Below are 1,654 nucleotides of genomic sequence, written 5' to 3'. Positions count from 1 at the left end.
GCTTGATGTGATCGACCGATTGGCGCCCACGGTCTCGCCGCGCACATCGGCCGCGCTGCAGGTGCGCCCGACACACTTGCTGACGGTCGACAGCCATACCGTGCGCGACATTGTCCCGCGACGTCATGGCTGCGTCGAGTTCAAAGGCCGCGCTCTCGCAGATGACGCGCTCCAATACGCCCGGCGACGGACCGTCATCGCCTACCTCGCCGCGGTGAAAGCGAACCCGGGCGGACCTCGGCTGACCATGATCCGCCATGCCGCGGCGGTCGCCTTCAAGATCGACCCCAGCGTGCTGATATCGGCCGGCCGCCAGAAGGCGCTCCAGCAGGGCCGCCAGTTTGCAATGTGCATGGCGCGCACCCTGACCGATGCAAGCCTAGGACAGGTCGGCCGAGCCTTTGGCGGCCGTGACCACACCACGGCTCACCACGCCTTCAAGAAGCTGCGCCCGGCGCTGCTCGACCTCCTGGCCGAGATGTACGACGGCGCGAGCTGCGAGGTTCGCACATGGCACTGAAGTGGCGCGGCCTGATCGCGGTGCTGGAGTGCGACTCCTGCAACGCCGAGATCGAGAGCAAACCCGGCGAGACCTTCGACGAGTTCACGGAACGTCGCAAGGCGGCCGGCTGGACGGCGTCGCGGGTCGGCAACACTCAGGATTACACGCACGGCTGCAAGGAGCACGGGGCATGAGCGGATACTTCGCTGATCAGCCGATCGTGCCTGGTGCCGACGTCATCTATCGGCCGAAGGGCAATGCCGGCGAGTACGCGCCGCTCGCGACCAACCCCTACAAGGGTTGCGGTCATGGCTGCAAATACTGCTACGTGCCAAACGCGACCCACATCGACCGCGGGCTCTTCAACGCCGGCGCCGTCCCGCGTGCGGACTTCCTGCCCAGGCTGCGCAGCGACATCGGTCGATACCGACGCGCCGGCGTCTGCGACGGCCACCCGGCCGACCAAGTCCTCATCACGTTCTCAAGCGATCCTTTCCATCCTGGGGACCTCGGACACACCGAGGAGACGATAATCACGCTCAAGAACGGCGGCATGGCGTTCTGCACGCTGTCCAAGGGTGGCGCCCGCGCGCTGCCGTTCATGGGACTCTACCGGCCAAGCCGAGATGCTTATGCCGCCTCGCTGACGGGCCTGGACGGTGCCTTCTCCCGCATGTGGGAGCCCGACGCCGCGATGCCATGGGAGCGGATCGAGACGCTGCGGCGGTTCTACGAGGCTGGCATCTTCACCTGGGTGTCCCTCGAGCCGACGCTCGACGCGCAAGCCTCGATCGACATCGTCAAGGAGACCCACGAGTTCGTCGAACTCTACAAGATCGGCAAGGCCAACTACGTCAAGAAGGTCTCCGATGCGATCGACTGGCGAGACTACGTTGAGCGGGTGACGGCGACCTGCCGCGCGCTGCGCAAGCAGCACTACGTCAAGCTCGACCTCCAGCAATTTCTCCCGCCTGGATATCACAACCCGCTGCGCATACCGCAGCATAGGGGAGCGCTCGCATGAAGCCCGAATTCATCACCTTCACCGGGATCGACAACTGGACCGAGCTCTACGACATCCACGCGCTGTCGCTGAAGTACCCGATCGAATGGGGGATTCTGTTCAGCCCGAAGCGCCAAGGCAGCGATCCG

At 65.1% G+C, this 1,654-nt stretch carries 3 protein-coding genes; all 3 read left to right on the top strand.

What is annotated here, in order from left to right:
- The coding region (locus QJT78_RS50990; protein WP_281460869.1) for a helix-turn-helix domain-containing protein at positions 1-520 on the top strand (520 nt) is incomplete at its 5' end.
- Positions 511-696, top strand: a complete 186-nt coding sequence (locus QJT78_RS50985) for a hypothetical protein (protein ID WP_038944881.1) — start codon at positions 511-513, stop codon at positions 694-696. The genes QJT78_RS50990 and QJT78_RS50985, both read left to right, overlap by 10 nt.
- Entirely contained in the window at positions 693-1,526 is an 834-nt protein-coding gene (locus tag QJT78_RS50980) for a hypothetical protein (protein ID WP_038944882.1), read from the top strand. Before QJT78_RS50985 ends, QJT78_RS50980 begins: the two co-directional genes overlap by 4 nt.
- Positions 1,527-1,654: the final 128 nt, after the last annotated feature.

Origin of the sequence: Bradyrhizobium sp. Mp27 (assembly GCF_029953005.1) — a bacterium.
GTDB lineage: Bacteria > Pseudomonadota > Alphaproteobacteria > Rhizobiales > Xanthobacteraceae > Bradyrhizobium > Bradyrhizobium barranii.
Note: the sequence above shows the minus strand (reverse complement) of the source record. Positions and strands in the feature narration are given on the sequence as shown.

Excerpts from the sequence above, each read along its gene's own strand:
- QJT78_RS50980 (WP_038944882.1), top strand. The coding sequence starts at position 693 with ATGAGCGGATACTTCGCTGATCAGCCGATCGTGCCTGGTGCCGACGTC.
- QJT78_RS50985 (WP_038944881.1), top strand. The coding sequence starts at position 511 with ATGGCACTGAAGTGGCGCGGCCTGATCGCGGTGCTGGAGTGCGACTCC.